The 19,783-nt window shown below is 66.7% G+C and carries 15 protein-coding genes; 12 read left to right on the top strand and 3 right to left on the bottom strand.

All coding sequences use genetic code 11. The features are described from left to right. Window positions 1-21 precede the first annotated feature (21 nt). Both G5V65_RS15675 and murJ read left to right on the top strand, forming a co-directional pair. A complete protein-coding gene (locus G5V65_RS15675) occupies window positions 22-2,814 on the top strand; it encodes a [protein-PII] uridylyltransferase (RefSeq protein ID WP_241250599.1) in 2,793 nt (930 codons plus the stop codon). Further along, window positions 2,814-4,358, top strand: a complete 1,545-nt coding sequence (gene murJ / locus G5V65_RS15680; RefSeq protein ID WP_165051884.1) for a murein biosynthesis integral membrane protein MurJ — start codon at window positions 2,814-2,816, stop codon at window positions 4,356-4,358. The genes G5V65_RS15675 and murJ overlap by 1 nt, the downstream gene beginning before the upstream one ends. Here murJ and G5V65_RS15685 read toward each other — a convergent pair. Continuing rightward, window positions 4,349-5,032 (bottom strand): rhomboid family intramembrane serine protease, encoded by a 684-nt coding sequence (locus tag G5V65_RS15685; protein WP_165051887.1) that lies wholly within the window; start codon window positions 5,030-5,032, stop codon window positions 4,349-4,351. The genes murJ and G5V65_RS15685 overlap by 10 nt on opposite strands. 103 nt (window positions 5,033-5,135) lie before the next feature. Here G5V65_RS15685 and trpS point away from each other — a divergent pair, with 103 nt between their 5' ends. After that, complete coding sequence (gene trpS / locus G5V65_RS15690) at window positions 5,136-6,182, top strand: tryptophan--tRNA ligase (RefSeq protein ID WP_165051888.1); 1,047 nt, start codon at window positions 5,136-5,138, stop codon at window positions 6,180-6,182. Window positions 6,183-6,192: 10 nt separating this feature from the next. Then, window positions 6,193-7,281 (top strand): hypothetical protein, encoded by a 1,089-nt coding sequence (locus G5V65_RS15695; protein WP_165051890.1) that lies wholly within the window; start codon window positions 6,193-6,195, stop codon window positions 7,279-7,281. A 177-nt stretch (window positions 7,282-7,458) separates the two neighbouring features. Here G5V65_RS15695 and G5V65_RS15700 read toward each other — a convergent pair whose 3' ends face one another. Beyond that, window positions 7,459-8,466, bottom strand: coding sequence for a GlxA family transcriptional regulator (locus G5V65_RS15700; protein ID WP_165051892.1), 1,008 nt, complete (start codon window positions 8,464-8,466; stop codon window positions 7,459-7,461). Between the two features lie 72 nt (window positions 8,467-8,538). Between G5V65_RS15700 and G5V65_RS15705 the strand changes: the two genes are divergently transcribed. From G5V65_RS15705 to G5V65_RS15740, 8 genes are all read left to right on the top strand, one after another. Next, window positions 8,539-9,453 carry a BKACE family enzyme gene (locus G5V65_RS15705; protein ID WP_165051894.1) on the top strand — a complete coding sequence of 305 codons (915 nt, stop codon included), beginning with the start codon at window positions 8,539-8,541 and terminating at the stop codon, window positions 9,451-9,453. Window position 9,454: 1 nt separating this feature from the next. Continuing rightward, window positions 9,455-9,895: a hypothetical protein gene (locus G5V65_RS15710; RefSeq protein WP_165051896.1), complete on the top strand. Its 441-nt coding sequence runs from the start codon at window positions 9,455-9,457 to the stop codon at window positions 9,893-9,895. A 14-nt stretch (window positions 9,896-9,909) separates the two neighbouring features. Then, window positions 9,910-11,367: a carnitine 3-dehydrogenase gene (locus G5V65_RS15715; RefSeq protein WP_165051899.1), complete on the top strand. Its 1,458-nt coding sequence runs from the start codon at window positions 9,910-9,912 to the stop codon at window positions 11,365-11,367. Continuing rightward, entirely contained in the window at window positions 11,364-12,119 is a 756-nt protein-coding gene (locus G5V65_RS15720) for an SDR family oxidoreductase (RefSeq protein ID WP_165051901.1), read from the top strand. Before G5V65_RS15715 ends, G5V65_RS15720 begins: the two co-directional genes overlap by 4 nt. Before the next feature lie 11 nt (window positions 12,120-12,130). Continuing rightward, the gene (locus tag G5V65_RS15725; RefSeq protein ID WP_165051902.1) at window positions 12,131-13,294 is read left to right on the top strand and encodes an acyl-CoA dehydrogenase family protein; all 1,164 of its coding nucleotides are present in this window, start codon (window positions 12,131-12,133) and stop codon (window positions 13,292-13,294) included. Between the two features lie 259 nt (window positions 13,295-13,553). After that, window positions 13,554-15,551: an acetate--CoA ligase family protein gene (locus G5V65_RS15730; protein ID WP_165051904.1), complete on the top strand. Its 1,998-nt coding sequence runs from the start codon at window positions 13,554-13,556 to the stop codon at window positions 15,549-15,551. Beyond that, a complete protein-coding gene (locus tag G5V65_RS15735) occupies window positions 15,548-16,351 on the top strand; it encodes a carnitinyl-CoA dehydratase (RefSeq protein ID WP_241250600.1) in 804 nt (267 codons plus the stop codon). Before G5V65_RS15730 ends, G5V65_RS15735 begins: the two co-directional genes overlap by 4 nt. 83 nt (window positions 16,352-16,434) lie before the next feature. Then, a complete protein-coding gene (locus tag G5V65_RS15740; protein WP_165051906.1) occupies window positions 16,435-18,054 on the top strand; it encodes a GMC family oxidoreductase in 1,620 nt (539 codons plus the stop codon). 206 nt (window positions 18,055-18,260) lie between these two features. Here G5V65_RS15740 and betC read toward each other — a convergent pair whose 3' ends face one another. Then, the gene (gene betC / locus G5V65_RS15745; RefSeq protein WP_165051908.1) at window positions 18,261-19,769 is read right to left on the bottom strand and encodes a choline-sulfatase; all 1,509 of its coding nucleotides are present in this window, start codon (window positions 19,767-19,769) and stop codon (window positions 18,261-18,263) included. Window positions 19,770-19,783: the final 14 nt, after the last annotated feature.

The raw sequence follows: 19,783 nt of genomic DNA on the forward strand, positions 1-19,783 counted from the left end.
GCGCAGCAAGGGCCAGCCGCCATGCCCCGGGCCGTTCCGGCCATGTCCGACCGCAGCCTTCCGCCGGAACCCCCGGGCATGATCCTGCCCGGGGCGCAGATCATCGACCCCGCCGCCCTGCGCGCGGCCATCCTGGCCGATCTGCCCGGCGCCGATGATCCCCGCGCCGCCCGCGCCATCGCCGTGCAGCACCTGGCCGAGGCGAAGGCCCGCGGCAATGCCGCCCTTGCCGCCGCCTTTGCCGCCCGCCCGCATGACGCCCGCGCCCTGATCCGCGCCCAGTCGCACCTGACCGATGGCCTTGTCGCCACCGCCTTCGACATCGCCCGCCACCAGCTTCACCCTCTGTCGAACCCGACCGAAGCCGAACGCATGGCCGTCCTTGCCGTGGGCGGCTTCGGCCGCGCCGAAATGGCCCCCCATTCCGATGTGGACCTGCTGTTCCTGACGCCCTGGAAGATCACGCCCTGGGCGGAATCGGTGATCGAATCCCTGCTCTACATGCTGTGGGACCTGAAGCTGAAGGTCGGCCATTCCTCGCGCACGGTGAAGGATTGCCTCCGTCTCGGGCGCGAGGATATCACCATCCGCACCGCCCTTCTCGAACATCGCTTCATCGCCGGGTATGAGGCGCTGGCCGTCGAACTGGGCGATCGGCTCTGGGGCGAGTTGTTCCGCAATTCCGGCCCCGAATTCATCGAGGCCAAGCTGCGCGAAAGGGCCGAACGCCACAAGCGGCAGGGCGGACAGCGCTATGTGCTGGAACCCAACGTGAAAGAGGCGAAGGGCGGTCTGCGCGATCTCCAGACGCTGTACTGGATCGGCAAATACCTCAACCGTGTCACCGATTCCGAAGGTCTGGTCGCCGCTGGCCTGCTCACGCGCGAGGAATACGATCTCTTCACCCGGGCCGAGGATTTCCTCTGGGCCGCACGCTGCCACCTGCATTACATCACCGGCCGCGCCATGGATCAGCTCACCTTCGATCTGCAGGTCGAGGTGGCCGCCCGCATGGGCTATGCCGACAGGGGCGGCAGGCGGGCCGTCGAACATTTCATGCAGGATTATTTCCGCCACGCCACCCGCGTGGGAGAGTTGACCCGCGTCTTCCTCACCCAGCTTGAGGCCCGCCATGCCAAGCCGGAAGCCAGCCTTCTGGGCATCTTCCGCCGCAGCAAGCGCATCAAGGCGGGCTACAAGCTGGTTCAGGGGCGGCTTGATCTGGCCGAGCCGCAGCGTTTCTTTGCCGACAAGCTGAACATCCTGCGCGTCTTCGAAGAGGCGCTGCGCACCGGCTATCTGATGCATCCCAACGTGATGCTGCAGATCACCGCCCATCTCGACCTGATCGACGACGACATGCGCGCCGATCCCGAAGCGGTGCAGATCTTCCTTGATCTGCTGCTGAAACACGGCAACCCCGAACGCGCCCTGCGGCGGATGAACGAGTTGGGCGTGCTGGCCGCCTTCATCCCGGAATTCGAACCCGTCGTCGCGATGATGCAGTTCAACGTCTATCACCACTACACGGTGGACGAACACATCATCCAGTGCATCTCGATCCTGGCCCAGATCGAACGCGGCGAGCTGGTCGAGGAACTTCCCGTCGTTTCCGGCATCCTCAAGGCGGGGGTGGATCGCAAGATCCTCTATCTTGCGCTGTTCCTGCACGATATCGGCAAGGGCCGCCCCGAGGATCACTCGATCCTGGGCGCGCAGATCGCGCGCCGTGTCTGCCCCCGGCTGGGCCTTTCGCCGGAAGAGACGGAAACCGTCGAATGGCTGGTGCGCAATCACCTTCTGATGTCCGACACTGCGCAGAAGCGCGACATCGGCGATCCCCGCACCGTGCGCGATTTCGGCAAGGCGGTGAAATCGCGGCGGCGGCTCGATCTGCTGACGGTGCTGACGGTCTGCGATATCCGCGGCGTCGGCCCCGGCACCTGGAACAACTGGAAGGCCATGCTCCTGCGCCAGCTTTACGGCCAGACGGCCGAGGCGCTGGAGGCCGGGATCGAATCCCTCAACCGCGAGAACCGCGAGGATGAGGCCAAGCGCGCCCTGCGCGAGCGGCTGAAGGATTGGCCCGCCGCCGACCTGCGGCACGAGGCGACGCGCCACTACGCGCCCTATTGGCAGGGCCTGCCCACCGATACCCATGTGGTCTTTGCCCGCCTGCTCAAGGATCTGCCCGATACCGATATCCGCATCGACCTGCATCCCGATGCCGACCGCGATGCCACCCGCGCCTGTTTCGCGCTGGCCGATCACCCCGGCATCTTCTCGCGCCTTGCGGGGGCGCTGGCGCTGGTCGGGGCCAATGTGGTGGATGCCCGCACCTATACCTCGAAGGACGGCTATGCCACCGCCGTCTTCTGGGTGCAGGACAGCGACGGCAAACCCTATGAGGTGGCCCGCCTGCCGCGCCTGCGCGGCATGATCGAGAAAACCCTGAAGGGCGAGGTCGTCCCGCGCGAGGCGCTGAAGGATCGCGACAAGGTGAAGAAGCGCGAACGCGAATTCCGCTTTCCCACCCATATCACCTTCGACAACGAAGGGTCGGATATCTACACGATCATCGAGGTGGATACGCGGGATCGTCCCGGCCTGCTTTACGATCTGACGCGCACGCTGGCCGCCAACAACATCTACATCGCCTCTGCCGTGATCGCGACCTTCGGCGCGCAGGTGGTGGACAGCTTCTATGTGAAGGACATGTTCGGCCTGAAGCTTCACGCCAAGTCAAAGCAGGAAGCGCTGGAGCGGAAACTGCGCCAGGCCATCGCCGAAGGCGCGGAACGGGCGGCCGGCTGATGCAGCCCATCCGCCTCATCCGCTCCATCCTCACCGTGGGCGGCTGGACGCTGCTTTCGCGCGGGGCGGGCTTTGCCCGCGACGTGATGATGGCGGCCTATCTGGGCGCGGGGCCGGTGGCCGAGGCGTTCCTGATCGCCTTTTCCCTGCCCAACATGTTCCGCCGCTTCTTCGCCGAAGGGGCCTTCAACATGGCCTTCGTGCCGATGTTCTCGAAGAAGCTGGAGGCGGGCGAAGACGCCCAGGGCTTCGCCCGCGATGCCTTCAACGGGCTGGCGGCGGTGCTGATCGTCTTTTCCATCCTTGGCACGCTGGCCATGCCCTGGCTGGTCTGGCTCATGGCCTCGGGCTTTGTGGGGGACGCGCGGTTCGACCTTGCCGTCCTCTTCGGGCGCATCTCCTTTGTCTACATCCTCTTCATCTCGCTCGTGGCGCTGCTCTCCGGTGTCCTCAACGCCTTTGGCCGCTTTACCGAGGCCAGCTTCGTCCCCGTCCTGATGAACCTGATGTTCATCGCCGCCATGCTGCTGGCCGATCACTGGGGCTGGGACATGGGCCTTACGCTGGCCTGGACCGTCCCCCTGACGGGCATCGCCCAACTCGCCTTCACTTGGGTCAGCGCCCATCGCGCGGGCTTCCGCTTCACGCCGGGCCTGCCCCGTCTCACCCCGGAACTCAAACGCCTCGCTGTCATCGCCGCGCCTGCCGTGCTGGCGGGCGGCGTGGTGCAGATCAACCTCCTCGTCGGCCGCCAGGTCGCCTCCTTCACCGAAGGCGCGGTGGCCTGGCTCTCCTATGCCGACCGTCTCTACCAACTCCCCTTGGGCGTCGTGGCCATTGCCGTCGGCACCGTCCTGCTGCCCGACCTCTCGCGCCGCCTGCGCGCCGGCGATGCGGAAGGCGGCTGCGCCTCCTTCAACCGCGGCACCGAATTCGCGCTCTTCCTCACGATCCCCGCCGCGGTGGCCCTTGTCGTCATCGCGCTGCCGCTCTGCGAGGTTCTCTTCCAGCGCGGCGCCTTCGGCCCAGATGATACGGCAGCCACGGCCCTCGCCCTCGCCATCTACGGCGCGGGCCTGCCCGCCTTCGTCCTGCACAAGGTCTTTCAACCGCTCTACTACGCGCGTGAGGATACCCGTTCTCCCTTCCGCTTTGCCCTCTGGTCGATGGTGGTCAACGCCGCCATCGCCGTGGGCCTGCTGCCCGTCATCGGCTTTGCGGCGGCGGCGCTTGCCACCACCCTTTCCGGCTGGATCATGGTGCTGCAACTCTGGCTCGGCACCCGGAAAATGGGCGATGAGGCCCGCTTCGACCCCCGCTTCCGCACGCGCCTTCCCCGCATCCTGATCGCCAGCGCCCTCATGGGCGCGGTCCTCTGGGGGGGGATGATCCTTCTCGGCCCGATGCTCGGCAGCCGCGGCTGGCGCGTGGCCGGCCTCGCCCTTCTTGTCGGCGCGGGCATGGCCAGCTATGCCATGGCCGCCCTCGCCCTTGGCGCGATCCGCCTGTCAGACCTGAAATCCGCGCTGCGCCGTCAGCGCTGACGCATCTTCGCCAGCACCCGCCCCCAGCCCCCGGGGCTGACGACGAAGGACAAGAGGAACCCGGTGGCAAACCCCGCCAGATCCGCCACCCATTCCAGCCCGCCGCCAAAGATCACCCCAAAGACAAGCTGTATCCCCAACAGGAACCCGATCAGGCTGAAGGCCCGATACTTGTTCGCCCCCACCGCGGCCAGGTTCACCCACAGCAGGAAGGTGAACCCCCCGATCAACCCGTAAACCGCAGGATAGCCCCCGAACAGCGGCGCCGCATTCCCCGGCACCAGCATGAAGGCAAAGGCCCCCGCCACCGCCGCCCCAAGGAACACCACCACCACCGCCCACCAGCGGAACACCTCGCCCACCATCTTTCCCAAGGCCAGCAGGATCACCACCACGAACAGCGCATGCGTCGTGTTGCCATGGACAAAGACATAGCTCACCACCCGCATCAGGTGGCGCAGCGGATAATCGCCCCGCTCCATCATCGCCTGCATCAGCGGCGGCGAAAAGGCGAACCGCTCCAGCGCCTCCAGCCGCCAGCCCGCGCCATCCGCCCCCCCGGCCAGCCCGGCCCCGCCCAGCGCCAGCACCACCTCCATCGCGATGATGGGCAGGGCCAGGATCCAGATGATCGCAGGCAGCGGGTTCAGGGGGGGCGCATTGCGATCCTGCATTCCGGGCAGCTCTCGGTTGTGTCAACGGGCAAGCAGGGTCGATTGACGCCCCGCCGCCCCAGCGATAAGCGGAAAGCGCAACCATTTCCAGACGGAGCATATCATGGCCGAGCCGGTCCAAACGCCTCAGGCTGCCTTCCCCACGCGCATCTTCTCGGGCATCCAGCCCTCCGGGGGGCTGACGCTGGGCAACTACCTCGGCGCGCTGAAGCGTTTCGTGGAAAAGCAGGAGGAAGGCATCGAAACGATCTACTGCATGGTGGACATGCACGCGATCACCGTCTGGCAAGACCCGGTGAAACTGCGTCAGCAGACCCGCGAAGGCGCCGCCGCCTTCATCGCCGCAGGGATCGACCCCGCGCGCTCCATCCTCTTCAACCAGAGCCAGGTCTCCGCCCATGTGGAACTGGGCTGGATCTTCAACTGCATCGCCCGCATGGGCTGGATGAGCAGGATGACCCAGTTCAAGGACAAGGCGGGGAAGAATTCGGAAAACGTCTCCCTCGGCCTCTTCGCCTATCCCTCGCTGATGGCCGCCGACATCCTTGCCTACAAGGCGACCCATGTCCCCGTGGGCGATGACCAGAAACAGCATCTGGAGCTTTGCCGCGACATCGCGATCAAGTTCAACAATGACTATGGCGTGAATTTCTTCCCCATCGTCGAACCGGTGATCGAAGGCGCCGCCACCCGCGTGATGTCGCTTCGCGACGGCACGAAAAAGATGTCGAAATCCGACCCCTCGGATCAGTCACGCATCAACCTGACCGACGATGCCGACACCATCGCCAAGAAGATCCGCAAGGCCAAGACGGACCCGGAACCCCTGCCCGAAACCCTCGACGGGTTGAAGGACCGGCCCGAGGCGCGCAACCTCGTGAACATCTACGCAGCCCTTGCCGGACACACCCCCGAACAGGTGATCCGCGACTATGCGGGGGCGCAATTCGGCACGTTCAAACCGGCGCTGGCCGATCTGGCGGTGGAGAAACTGGAACCCATCACGCTGGAGATGAACCGCCTGATGCAGGACCCGGCCGAGATCGACCGAATTCTGGGCCAGGGCGCGGACCGCGCCGATGCCATCGCGCGGCCCATCGTCGATCAGGTCTATGACATCGTCGGCATGGTCCGCTCGCGTCGGTCATGACGGGGCGCTGATGTTCCGGCGTCTCGCACGCCATGCCATGACGCTGGTGATCGCAGGTTCGCTTGCGCTCACCCTCCTCTCGGCGGGCCGCATCGCGATGGACCCGACCCTCGCCCCCCTGCGCGCGGCGACAACATCCGAGATTACCGCCGCCATCGACCGCGAACTCGCCCGCCTTTCCCCCGGCACCATCCCCGCCCGGATCACCGAACACCTCGCCGCCGACCGCCGCGATTGGGTCGTGCTGCAATCCCTGCGCGACCTCGCCACCGAACTGGGCCAACCGCTGCCCCCCGAAACGCAGGCCGCCTATGACGCCGCATGGGAAGAAGATTCCGGCCTCTGGGCCAATGCCGCCAATTGCGCCGCCTGCGCACTGGACCCGGCGGCCTGCACGCTGTCCACCTTCATGATGTGTCAGGCCCCGATCATGCTCACCCCCATCGGTGACCTTGCCACCATCACCGATGCCGGGATCGACTACATGGCCGGGGCCGAGGTGGACCGCATCGCCGTCACCCTCTCGATCATCGGCCTTGGCGCGACGGCGACCGTCGTCGCCACCGCGGGCACCTCTGCCGCGGCCAAACTGGGCGCCTCCGCCCTGAAGACCGCGCGCGCCATGAACCGCCTGTCGCCGCGCCTCACCGCGCTCACCACCCGCGCCGCGACGGATGGGGTGGACTGGATCGCGCTGCGCCGCGCCCGCAGCCTCGACGATGTCGCCCTCTCGCTCCGCGCCGATGCCTTCGCCCCCCTCGTCTCCATCGCCGCCGACCTCGACCGCATCCGGGGCGCGACCGATACCACCACGGCGCTCCACCTCCTGCCGCTGATCGACGATGCGAACGATGCCCGCCGTCTTGCCGATGCGACACAGGCGCTGGGCCCGCGCATCACCGCCCGGGCCGAGGTTCTGGGAAAGGCCCGCCTCCTGCGCGCCACCACCCGCGTCACGGGGATCGGCTATGCGCTGATCACGGGGATGGTCGGGCTGATCCTCTCGGTCGGCCTCTTCCTCGCCTCCGCGCTCCAGACCCGCCTCTTCGCGGCGCTCCGCCGCCGGGCCGCCGCCGCCGATCAGGCAGAGACCGACTAGCCCCTTCATCTTGGCCCAAATACCCAATCGACAGATCCCGCAAGCGCGCCGCCGGGACAGCGCGCCACCCGCCACAGCCCGGATTTTCTGCAAACAGGGTTAAAGGAAAAAACGGTGCCCGGGCGTATGCACAGCCGTCTGCACCGGCTGTCTGCACCGGCCGTGGCACGGGTTTTTTCACCTCGGCCGGGAAGAAAACGCAGCGTTCGCAGGGCCTTGCCCCCGCCGCAGCGCCGAAGGCGGCACCCCGAACCGCCGACTGAACGCCCGGCTCAGGGTAGAGGGGGACGAAAACCCCGTCCGCAGCGCCACCTCGGCCAGGGGATGGCGCGTATCCGTCACCAACCGCCGCGCGGCCTGCAGGCGCAGGCCCATCGCATAGGCCCCTGGGCTTTCGCCAAGGTATTGATGGAAAAGGCTTTCCATCCGCCGGGGCGACAGCCCCACCGCCCGCGCGATGCGCGCCATGGGTTCGGGATCGTCGATCCGCGCCTCCATCCGGGCAATCGCCTCGGCCACCCGCCCATCCAGCCGCGGGTCGCGCTGCGGCGGGGCCACCTGCGGCTCATGCCCCGCGCGCTGCGTCGTCAGGAAAGACGCCGCCACCTGCCGCGCCAGGGGCGCCCCATGGCGGCTTGCGATCAGATGCAGCATCAGGTCCTGCGCCGGTGCCGCACCCCCCACGGTTACCCTATTGCGATCAATGACATAGCGGTCTGGCAGGCATTCCATCTGCGGGAAGGCGGCCGCGAAATCCTCCAGGTCTTCCCAATGCACGGTCGCCCGATAGCCATCCAGCAACCCCGCCCGCGCCATCACCCAGGCCCCCGCATCCACCCCCGCGATCAGCCGGAACCGGGGCGCCATCCGCCGCAGGGCCTGCAGGAAGGGCCGCGTCGCCACCTCGGCCTGCCGATAGCCCACGATCACCATCAGCACATCCGCCCCTTCGGCCGAAGCCAGCGGCCCCGCCGAGGGCAATTCGATCCCGCAGGTCAGCGGAACGGGCCGCCCATCGGGTGACACCACGCGCCAGCGATAGGCCTCTTCCCCCAGATGCCGGTTCGCCGCCCGCATGGGATCAAGCACCGAGGCCACCTCGAGGATCGAGGCATGCGGCAGCACCAGCACCGCCAGCGTCAGGGGCGCACGGGAGGGAAGGAAAATGTTGACGTTTTCGGCCATATGAATTGCGTAAAGCGCAAAGCATCGCGGCGCAAGCAGGCTAATCTTGCAGGAAGACAAGGGAGGACCGCCATGCCGCTCGCCATGAATCGCGAGGTTTTCATCACCTGTGCCGTGACCGGATCGGGCGGCACGCAGGACCGCAGCCCGCATGTGCCGCGCAGCCCCCAGCAGATCGCGGAAAGCGCCATCGCGGCGGCCAAGGCGGGCGCGGCGGTGGTGCATTGCCATGTCCGCGACCCCGAAACCGGCAAACCCGCCCGCGACCCCGCGCTTTACCGCGAAGTCACGGAACGCATTCGGGATTCCGCGACCGATGTGGTGCTGAACCTGACCGCCGGGATGGGCGGCGACATCTATTTCGAAGGGACCGAGGATATGGGCCGCATCGGCCCCCGCTCCGACATGGCGGGCGCCACGGAACGGGTGGCGCATGTCGTGGAATGCCGCCCGGAAATCTGCACGCTCGACTGCGGCACAATGAATTTCAACGAAGCCGATTACGTCATGGTCAACACGCCCGGCATGCTGCGCGACATGGCGAAACGCATGACGGCGGCAGGCGTTCGGATCGAGATCGAGGCCTTTGATACCGGCCACCTCTGGCTGGCCAAGGAACTGGTGAAGGAAGGCGTGATCCCCGAACCGGTGCTGGTGCAGCTTTGCATGGGCGTGCCGTGGGGCGCGCCGGATGACCTGAACACCTTCATGGCGATGGTGAACAACGTCCCCGCAGGCTGGCACTATTCGGCCTTCTCTCTGGGTCGCAACCAGATGGCCTATGTCGCGGCGGCGGTGCTGGCGGGCGGCAATGTCCGCGTCGGGCTGGAAGACAACCTCTGGCTCGACAAGGGCGTGCTGGCCACCAACGCCCAGCTTGTCGAACGCGCGGCGACCATCGTCGAAAACATGGGCGCCCGCGTCATCACCCCCGCCGAAGTGCGCGCCCGGCTCAAGCTGGACAAGCGCCCGCCCTTGCCGAAATAGGGTGGAAAAGGTCGGCTCCATCCCGCCGCCCCATGCCGCGCAAAGCATCGCGCGGCTGATTCCCCTGGGGCAGGGCTGGGTGCTGGAGCCGCTGGAGGCGGGCTTCCTCCTCCGCACCATCGCGCAAGAGGCGCGCCCGGTGCAGGTCCGCATCACGGGCGAAGAGGCACAGGCCCTGCGTCAGGGCGAGGTGACGCCGGAACAGATGGCGCAGCGGCACGGGGTGGCGCTGCACCACCCGCCGCCCGGCGCTGTCACCGTCGCCTTCTCGGACGAGGCGATACGTCTTGCAGGGCGGGCGCAGGATGGCAGGGCACAGGGCGGCGACGCCCGGGTGCCACGGGAACAGCCGCCGGGGCAGGGGACCTTCCTGCCCCGCGCGGGCATCATCGGGGCGGCGCTGATCGCGCTGCTGGCCTTGGCCCTTCTATGGGCCGTCTGACGGAGAGAACGGACATGGCGCGCAAGGCGGGCATCATCGGGGGTGGGGTCATCGGCGGCGGCTGGGCCGCGCGCTTCCTGCTCAATGGCTGGGATGTGGTGGTCTTCGACCCCGATCCGGAGGCCCCGCGCAAGGTGGGCGAGGTCATCGCCAATGCCAAGCGCGCGCTGCCTGCCCTGTCCGATGGCCCGATGCCGCCCGAAGGCAGGCTGACCTTCGCCGCCACCATCACCGAGGCCGTGGAAGGCGCCGACTACATTCAGGAATCCGTTTCCGAACGGCTGGACCTGAAGCACCGCGTCTTTGCCCAGATCCAGCAGGTGGCACCGGATACCCCCATCGGATCCTCCACCTCGGGCTTCAAACCCTCCGAGTTGCAGCAGAACGCCGCCAACCCCGCGACGATCTTCGTCGCGCACCCCTTCAACCCCGTCTACCTGCTGCCGCTGGCCGAGATCGTGCCCTCAGTGAAATCCGACCCGGCGCTGATCGAAGCCGCGAAGGAGATCCTGCGCGAAATCGGGATGTTCCCCCTGCATATCCGCAAGGAAATCGACGCCCATATCGCCGACCGCTTCCTCGAAGCGGTCTGGCGCGAGGCGCTGTGGCTCGTGAAGGACGGCATCGCCACGACCGAGGAAATCGACGAGGCGATCCGCATGGGCTTCGGCCTGCGCTGGGGCCAGATGGGCCTGTTCGAGACCTACCGCATCGCGGGCGGCGAGGCGGGGATGAAGCATTTCATGGCCCAATTCGGCCCCTGCCTGACATGGCCCTGGACCAAACTGATGGATGTCCCCGAATTCAATGACGACCTCGTGGACCTCATCGCCGGGCAATCCGACGCGCAATCGGGGCACCATACCATCCGCGAACTGGAACGCATCCGCGACCAGAACCTGATCGGCTTCCTGCGGGTGTTGAAGGAACGGAACTGGGGCGCGGGCAAGGTGCTTCTGGACCACGACGCCCGCCGCCGTCAGGCGATGCCCGACCCGTCGCCCGACAGCGCGGCCCCCATGGAAATGGCGCGCATGCATGTCCTGCCGGGCTGGATCGACTATAACGGCCACATGACCGAAAGCCGCTATCTCTTTGCGGCCTCGGAAACCTCTGACGCCTTCCTGCGCCATATCGGGGCCGATATCGCCTATGTCGGCACGGGCTTCAGCTATTACACCGCCGAGACGCACATCATGCATCTGGGCGAGGCGAAGCTGGGCGATGCGCTGTCGGGGACGGTGCAGGTGATCCATGCCGATGAGAAGCGGCTGCATGTCTTCATCCGCATCCTGAAAGGCGATGAGGCGGTGGCGACGCTGGAACAGATGCTGCTGCATGTCGACATGAAGGCAGGCAAGACCTGCGCGGCGCCGCCCGCGATCCTTGATCGCCTGCTGCCCATCGCCAAGGCCCATGCCGCCCTGCCGAAACCCGAAGCGGCGGGCCGCCATGTGGGGCAGAAGAAGTGACACGCCGCGTCCTGATCACGGCAGGGGCGAATGGCATCGGGCTGGAAATGGCCCGGGCCTTTGCTGCGGTGGGTGATCGGGTCTGGGTGACCGATGTGGATGCCGCCGCCGTGGCCGCCGTGCCGGAAGGCATGCGCGCCACCCGCTGCGATGCCTCGGATGAAGGCGAGATGGTCGCGCTCTTCGCCGCCATCACCGCCGATTGGGGCGGGCTGGACGTGCTTTGCGCCAATGCAGGGATCAAGGGCCCGACCGCCGCGATCGAGGACATGGACCTTGCGGAATGGCATGCCTGCCTTGCCGTCAACCTCGATGGCGCGATGATCGCGGCGAAACACGCGGCGCGGCTGATGAAGCCAGCGGGCAAGGGCGTGATGATCTTCACCTCCTCCACCTCCGGTCTTTACGGCACGCCCTTTCGCGCCCCCTATGTGGCGGCGAAATGGGGCGTCATCGGCCTGATGAAGACCGTGGCCATGGAACTCGGCCCCCATGGCATCCGCGCCAATGCGATCTGCCCGGGGTCGGTGAACGGCCCCCGCATCGACCGGGTGATCGAGGCCGAGGCCGCGGCCAAGGGCATGACGCCGGATGCCGTGCGGCAAGGCTATGCCAGCGGCACCGCGATGAAGCGGCTGTCCGACCCCGAAGATGTCGCCGCCATGGCGTTGTTTCTTGCCTCGGAGGGGGCGAAGATGGTGTCGGGGCAGGCGCTTGCCGTCGACGGCATGACCTATAACGTTGATCCGTAAGGAAGACCGCCATGCAATTCGGCCTGACCGAAGAACAGCAGATGATCGTCGAGACGACGCGCAGCTTCGTCGAGAATGAGCTTTACCCCCACGAGATGGAGGTGGAACGCACGGGCCATCTGCGCATGGACCTGATCAAGCAGGTTCAGGCCAAGGCCATGCAGGCGGGCCTCTATGCCGCCAACATGCCGGCCGAGGTGGGGGGCGCGGGTCTGGATACGCTGTCATGGCTTCTTTACGAAAAGGAGCTGGGCAAGGCCAACTACGCGCTGCACTGGACCTGCGTCGCGCGGCCTTCGAACATCCTGCTGGCCGGGACGGAAGAGCAGCGGCAGAAATACCTCTATCCCTGCATCCGGGGCGAGAAATGGGATTGTCTTGCCATGACGGAACCGGGCGCGGGGTCCGATCTGCGCGGCATGAAGGCAAGCGCGCGGCAGGACGGGGATGACTGGGTGCTGAACGGCACCAAGCATTTCATCAGCCATGCCGATCTGGCCGATTTCGCCATCTGCTTCATGGCAAGCGGAGAAGAGGACACGCCGCGCGGCAGGAAGAAGCTGATCACCGCCTTCTTCGTGGACAAGGGCACACCCGGTTTCACCGTCCGCGACGGCTATCGCAATGTCAGCCACCGGGGATATACCAACGCCATCCTCGAATTCGACAATTGCCGCCTCCCGAAGAGCCAGATTCTGGGCGAGGTCCACAAGGGCTTCGAGGTCGCCAATGCATGGCTTGGCGCGACCCGCCTGCAGGTCGCCGCAACCTGCCTTGGCCGCGCCGAACGCGCGCTGGCCCATGCCGTGCAATATGCGGCGGAGCGTCAGCAGTTCGGACAGGCCATCGGCAAGTTCCAGGGCATCAGCTTCAAACTGGCCGACATGGCGATGGAGTTGAAGGCGGCGGAGCTTCTGACATGGGAAGCCGCGTGGAAATTCGATCAGGGCACGGTGACCGAGGCCGACATGAGCATGGCCAAGCTCAAGGCGACCGAGGTTCTGGCCTTCATCGCCGACGAGGCGATCCAGATCCACGGCGGGATGGGCCTGATGGACGACCTGCCCCTGGAACGCATCTGGCGCGACGCGCGGGTGGAGCGGATCTGGGAAGGCACCTCCGAAATCCAACGCCACATCATCAGCCGCCAGATGCTGCGGGCCTTCGGTGCCTGACCCCACTCCCGGGGGCGCTTCGCCCCCCGGACCCCCAGAGGATATTTGAGAACAGATGAAGTAACGAAATGTTAACGCATCGAGTCCACTCTGATCGCACGGTACAGGCGGGGACGCCGATGACCGTAACAGGTGAAGTCCCCCTGTCCGTTGACTGGGCAGGGGGCGCTTCCTGCCTCTTCATCTGTTCTCAAATATCCTCTGGGGGTCCGGGGGGCGAAGCGCCCCCGGGGGCATCCACTTGTGCCGAGGCGCAGGCATGAGGGACCTGCGACGCCTCCTCCGCCCGGGCTCCATCGCCGTGCTTGGCTCTGGCTGGGCTGCGAATGTCATCGAACAATGCCGCAAGATGGGCTTTGACGGGCCGGTCTGGCCCGTTCATCCGACGCGCGACCAGATCGCAGGGGCGCCCTGCTTCCGCTCCTTGGCCGATCTTCCGGCGCCGCCCGACGCCACCTTCATCGGGGTGAACCGGCATGCCACGCTGGATGTGGTGGCCGAACTTGCCGCGATGGGCGCGGGTGGGGCGACCTGCTTTGCCTCTGGCTGGGAAGAGGCGGGCGAGGCCGATCTGCAGGCCCGTCTGGTGCAGGCGGCAGGCGACATGCCGATCCTCGGCCCCAATTGCTATGGCGTGATCAACTACCTTGACGGTGCGCTCCTCTGGCCCGATCAGCATGGCGGTGTGCGGGTGGAGCGGGGGGTGGCGCTCTTGTCGCAATCCTCGAACATCGTCATCAACCTGACGATGCAGGCGCGCGGGCTGCCCGTGGCCTATGTCGCCTGTCTGGGCAATGCCGCGCAGGTCGGGCTGGCGGAACTGGCCGGGGCGCTGCTCGCGGATGAGCGGGTGACCGCGCTGGGCATGTATGTGGAAGGCATCGACGATGCGGTGGCCTTCGCCGACCTCGCCGAAGGTGCGCGGGCGGCGGGCAAGGGGATCGTCTGCATCAAGTCGGGCAAGACGGAACTGTCGCGCACGGCGGCGGCCTCGCATACCGCCTCGCTCGCTGGCGGGGGCGCGGCCTCCTCTGCCTTTCTGCGGGCCTGCGGCGTGGCCGAGGTGGCGACCCCTGCCGAATTGATCGAGACGCTGAAGATCTTCCACCATTGCGGCCCGCAGATCGGCCCGCGCCTCTGTTCACTGTCCTGTTCGGGGGGCGAGGCGGGGCTGGTGGCCGATCTTGCCGCACCCTTCGGCATCGACTTCCCGCCCCCGTCCGAGGCGCAGCGGCAAAGATTGGGCGATATCCTCGGCCCCATCGTCTTCATCTCCAACCCGTTGGATTACCACACCTTCATCTGGGGCGACGGGCCGCGCACGACGGATGTCTTCACCACGATGCTGGCGGGCTATGACGCCGGTATCTTCATCATCGACCCGCCGCGCCCGGATCGCTGCGATCCCTCCAGCTTCCAGCCCGCGCTGGATGCGGTGGTGGCGGCGGCGCAGAACACCGGGAAACCCGCCTTTGCCGTGGCCTCGCTGCCCGAGAATTTCGACGAGGCGCTGGCGCTGCGGATGGCCGCGCCGAATGTGGTGCCGATGATGGGGCTGGAAACCGCGCTGGGGGCGATCAAGGCGGCGCAGAGGGGGCCGAACCGGGGCGGCTGGCGGCCCTGGCCCGTCATGGGCGCGCGCAGGCTGCGGATGCGGGACGAGGCGTCGTCCAAAGCCCTGATTGCGGCTGCAGGCGTGGCCGTGCCGCGCGCGGTGACGGCCCCGACCTTGCCGGAACTGGCGGCGCAGGCGGCAGGTCTGACCGCACCCCTTGCGCTGAAAGGGTTGGGCTTCGCCCACAAGACGGAAGCCGGTGCCGTGCGTCTTGGACTGTCCTCCCTGGAGGGGCAGGCAGAGATGGCGGGCGCGCAGGGCTATCTGGCCGAAGAGATGGTGACGGGCACGGTGGCCGAACTGCTGGTCGGCCTGCGCCGTGATCCGGTCTATGGCGCGACGGTAACCTTGGGTTTTGGCGGCGTTACGGCAGAGGTTCTGGCCGATACGGTGACCCTCGTCCTGCCGGTGACGGCGGAAGAGGTGGCGCAGGCGCTGCGCCGTCTGCGGCTTTGGCCGCTGCTGGACGGATATCGCGGGCGGCCCAAGGCGGCGGTCGATGCGGCGGTGCAGGCGGTGATGGACCTGCAGGCGCTGCTGCAGGCCCGCCCGGCGCTGGAGGAAATCGAGATCAACCCGCTGATGCTGACGGCCACGGGTGCCGTGGCGGTGGATGCGGTCATCTGGGAGGAAGCGGAATGAGCGGCATGCAGATGCGGACCGAAGGCCCGATCCGGACCCGGCGCGAGGGCGCGGTGCTGGAGGTGACGCTGGACCGGCCCAAGGCCAATGCGATCGACCTTGCCACCAGCCGGATCATGGGCCTGACTTTCCGCGATTTCCGCGACGACGACAGCCTGCGCGTTGCGATCCTTCGGGCCGAGGGAGAGAAGTTCTTCTGCCCCGGCTGGGATCTGAAGGCCGCAGCCGCAGGTGATGCGGTGGATGGCGATTATGGCGTGGGCGGTTTCGGCGGGTTGCAGGAACTGCCCAACCTGAACAAGCCGGTCATCGCCGCCGTCAACGGCATCTGCTGCGGGGGCGGGCTTGAACTGGCGCTGTCCTGCGACCTGATCCTTGCCTCTGCCAATGCCACCTTTGCCCTGCCCGAAATCCGGTCGGGCACCGTGGCGGATGCCGCCTCGATCAAGCTGCCCAAGCGCATCCCTTATCACGTGGCGATGGATCTGCTGCTGACCGGGCGCTGGTTCGATGCCGAAGAGGCGCTGCGCTGGGGCATCCTGAAGGAGATCACCACGTCCGAGGACCTGCTGCCCAAAGCCTGGGAACTGGCGCGGCTGTTGGAAAGCGGACCGCCGCTTGTCTATGCCGCGATCAAGGAAGTCGTGCGCGAGGCCGAGGCGCTGCGCTTTCAGGATGCGCTGAACCGCATCACCAAGCGGCAATTCGCGACGGTGGACCGTCTCTATTCCAGCGAGGATCAATTGGAAGGCGCCCGCGCCTTTGCCGAAAAGCGCGATCCCGTCTGGAAGGGCAAGTAACACGGAAACGACAGTTTCCTGTCGCTGAATGTCACGCCCGCCCTTGGCGCGGCGCTAGGCTCCGCCGCAAGCAGAGGTGGGCCATGGACGACCAGACGGATTACATCATCGTGGGCGCAGGATCGGCGGGCTGCGTGCTGGCCGAAAGGCTGACCGCCAGCGGCAAGCATCGGGTGACGGTGCTGGAGGCGGGCGGAACGGACCGGCGCTTTTTCGTGATGCTCCCCTTGGGCTATGGCAAGCTGTTCTATGACCCGGCGGTGAACTGGCTTTACAAGACCGAACCCGATCCCGGCTTGGCAGGGGCGCGGGACCATTGGCCGCGCGGCAAGGTTCTGGGCGGATCGTCCAGCATCAATGCCATGGTCTATATCCGCGGCCATCGCGCGGATTACGAGGAATGGGCGGCGGCGGGCAATCCCGGCTGGGGTTGGGACGATGTGCTGTCCGCCTACAAGGCGATGGAGGATACCGAGGCCGGGGGCGATGACTGGCGCGGCAAGGGCGGGCCGCTCTTCGTATCAGCCAACCGCAAGGGGCTGCATCCCTTGGTGAAGGATTATGTCGCCGCCTGCGAAAGCGCGGGGCTTCCGCATAACCCTGATTTCAACGGGGCCGAACAGGAAGGCGCGGGCATCTATCAGATGACCATCCACAAGGCCCGCCGCAATTCTGCCGCCCGTGCCTTCCTGCGCCCGGCGATGAAGCGCCCGAACTGCCGCGTCATCACGGGTGCCATGGTGACCCGCGTCCTTGTCGAGGAGGGCCGCGCGACCGGTGTCGAATACCGCATCGGCACGGAAACCCGCATCCTGCGCGCCAGGGCCGAGGTGATCCTGTCCGGGGGGGCGATCAATTCGCCGCAACTGCTGCAACTTTCGGGCATCGGCCCCGGCGCGCTGCTGCAGGGCTTGGGCATCCCCGTCCTGCGCGACAACCCGAATGTGGGCGACCACCTGAGCGATCATCAGGGCATCAACTACACATGGAAGATGCGCGTCCCCACCTATAACGACGAGCTGCGTCCCTGGTGGGGCAAGCTGATTGCCGGGATGAAATACGTGCTTGCCGGGGCGGGGCCTCTGGCGAAGTCGATCAACCATGCGGGCGGTTTCTTCCGCACTTCGCCCGATCTGCCCCGGCCCAACATGCAGCTTTACATGCAGGCCTTTTCAACGCTGATCCCGCGCGAAGGGGAAAGGCCGATCCTGACCCCCGATCCCTTCCCCGGCATGTCCATCGGCCTGTCGAACTGTCGCCCCACCAGCCGGGGGCATATCCGCCTGCGCTCGGCTGATCCGCTGGCGCATCCGGTGATCACGGCCAATGCATTTTCAACCGATCATGACGTGCAGGAGATGTTGCTGGCGGTGAAATACCTGCGCCATCTGGCTGCCCAGCCGCCGCTTGCGCGGTTGATCGCCGAGGAACTTCGCCCCGGGCCGGAGGTGGTGACCGACGAGGCGTTGACGGCCGACTTCCGCACCCGGTCGGGCACCGTCTATCATCCGTCCTGCACCTGCCGGATGGGGCCGGATGCCGCGACCAGCGTGGTGGATGCGCGGCTGCGGGTGCATGGCGTGGCGGGGCTGCGGGTGATCGATGCGTCCAGCTTTCCGAACCTGATCGCCGGCAACACCAATGCGCCCGCCATGATGCTGGGCTGGAAGGGTGCCGAGCTTGTGCTGGCTGACGCGCCCTGATCCCGCGCGGGGCTGCCATTGAAGGGGGCATCGAACCCCCTTCAATGGCGTTGCCACGGAAAGCGTCGCCGGAGGCTCCAGGCCCGTTTCGATGCGCGAGCGACAGGGTTCTTCGGGTATTTATTGCCAAGATGAAGGGGCTGTCGGATCCTTTTGCGCCGCCGTCATTGCAGGGTCATGCTTCGGCGCAGTTCGGACCGGCCCCGTCATTCCCCGCGGGGGAAACGCTTGTTCTCTTCCAGCACGTTCAGATCCATGTGGTTGCGCATGTAGCGTTCGGATGCGGCGCGGAGGGGTTGGTGATCCCACGGGTAATAGGCGCCGTTGCGCAGCGCCTCATACACCACCCAGCGGCGGGCCTGGCTTTCGCGCACGGCGGCGTCGAAGGCGGCGAGGTCCCAGCGGGCATCGGCCTTGGCGCGGAACGCGGCGAGGGTTTCGGCATGGGCGGGATCGGCGGCGAGGTTGCTGCGTTCCGCCGGGTCGGTTGCAAGGTGGAAGAGCTGTTCGGGATCGGCGGGGCAGCGGATGTACTTCCACGGGCCTTCGCGCAGGGCCACCATCGGGGTGATGGTGCCTTCGGCGGCGTATTCCATGGCCACGGGCGCGCTGCGGGGGGTGCCGGTGGCGAGGGGCAGGAGGTTTTCGCCATCGGTCCATGGCAGGATTTCGGCCATGTCGATGCCTGCCAGCGCGCCGAGGGTGGGGGTCACGTCGATGGTGGAGACGGGCGTGTCGATGCGCTGCGGGGTGAGACCGGGGGCCGAGATCATCAGGGGCACGCGGGCGGAGCCTTCGAAGAAGTTCATCTTGAACCAGAGGCCCCGGTCGCCCAGCATCTCGCCATGGTCCGACAGGAAGAGGATGATCGCCTCTTGCCGCGTGGCCGCGAGCGTGTCGAGGATTTCGCCGATCTTGGCATCGACATAGGAGATGTTGGCGAAATAGCCCTGACGGGCGCGGCGGATATGGGCATCGGAAATGTCGAAGGCGCGCCAGTCGCAGGCATCCATCAGGCGTCGCGAATGGGGGTCCTGTTCATCGTAGGGGATGGCGGGGGGCGGTTCCAGTTCCGGGGCGCCTTCGTAGAGGTCCCAGAATTTGCGGCGGGCGACGAAGGGGTCGTGCGGGTGGGTGAAGCTGACGGTCAGGCACCACGGGCGGGCGTCATGGCCGCGTGAGAGATCATAGAGTTTCTGCACCGCCTGAAAGGCCACGTCATCGTCATATTCAAGCTGGTTGGTGATTTCCGCCACGCCCGCGCCGGTGACGGAGCCGAGGTTGTGATACCACCAGTCGATCCTTTCGCCGGGCTTGCGATAGTCGGGCGTCCAGCCGAAATCGGCGGGGTAGATGTCGGTGGTGAGCCGTTCCTCGAAGCCGTGGAGTTGATCGGGGCCGACGAAATGCATCTTGCCTGAAAGCGCTGTCTGATAGCCTGCGCGGCGCAGGTGGTGGGCGTAGGTGGGAATGTCGGAGGCGAACTCGGCGGCATTGTCATAGACGCGGGTGCGTTTCGGCAATGCGCCCGACATGAAGGCCGCGCGGGCCGGGGCGCAGAGCGGCGAGGGCGTGTAGCTGTTAGCGAAACGGACCGACTGTTCGGCCAGCCGCCGCAGGTTGGGGGCATGGAGGAAGGGGGCGGGGCCATCGGGGAAGAGGGTGCCGGTGAGTTGGTCCACCATGAGGATGAGGATGTTGGGGCGGGTGGTCATGGCGGGCTCCGGCG

Source organism: Paragemmobacter kunshanensis (assembly GCF_011059185.1).
GTDB classification, from domain to species: Bacteria; Pseudomonadota; Alphaproteobacteria; order Rhodobacterales; family Rhodobacteraceae; genus Paragemmobacter; species Paragemmobacter kunshanensis.